The organism is Acidovorax cavernicola, assembly GCF_003581445.1.
In genome coordinates this window covers 1-718 of the sequence record NZ_QXMN01000299.1, presented here as the reverse complement: position 1 = coordinate 718, position 718 = coordinate 1, and the positions used below count along the sequence as shown (strand labels likewise).

At 66.2% G+C, this 718-nt stretch carries 2 protein-coding genes; one reads left to right on the top strand and one right to left on the bottom strand.

The window, feature by feature from the left end:
* Positions 1-352: LysR family transcriptional regulator (locus D3H34_RS33285; protein ID WP_119558915.1), on the bottom strand; the 352-nt coding region annotated here is incomplete at its 3' end.
* Positions 353-416: 64 nt separating this feature from the next.
* Between D3H34_RS33285 and D3H34_RS33280 the strand changes: the two genes are divergently transcribed.
* A partial coding sequence (locus D3H34_RS33280; protein WP_286186587.1) for an asparagine synthase-related protein occupies positions 417-718 on the top strand: 302 nt, incomplete at its 3' end.

Here is a 718-nt window from a genome sequence, read left to right as displayed (position 1 = left end):
CGTCGGGGTAGCGCGTGCGCATCGCCTGCATCAGCGGCAGCGCGAGAATGGTGGCCGTGGTCGGCGCCAGGCCCAGGCTGACCGAGCCCGACAGCCGCGACTGCTGGGCGCTGCGCACCGCCTGGTCGGCGTGGCGCAGCGCGAGCTGGGCTTCGCGGAAGAACGCGACGCCGGCTTCGGTGGGCACGACGCCGCGCGGCGTGCGCTGCAGCAGGCGCACCGCGAGCTCGCTCTCGAGCCGCGTGATCTGCTGGCTCAGCGCCGACTGCACGACGTCGAGTTCGCGTGCCGCACGGCTCATCGAGCCCATTTCCACGATGCGCACAAAGTAGCGCAGCTGCCGCAATTCCATCGGTTGTCCTGTATTTGTCCCCACCACACCGTTGCGGGTGGCTGGCTGGGATAATCGCACACCTATGACAAAGCATCGGGTGGTGGTGGGCCTTTCAGGCGGCGTGGATTCGGCGGTGACCGCCTATTTGCTCAAGCAGCAAGGCCATGACGTGGTCGGCATCTTCATGAAGAACTGGGAAGATGACGACGACAGCGAGTTCTGTTCGTCGAATGTCGACTTCGTCGATGCCGCGGCCGTGGCCGACGTGATCGGCATCGAGATCGAGCATGTGAACTTCGCGGCCGAGTACAAGGACCGGGTGTTCGCCGAGTTCCTGCGCGAGTACCAGGCCGGCCGCACGCCCAACCCCGACGTGCTGTGCAA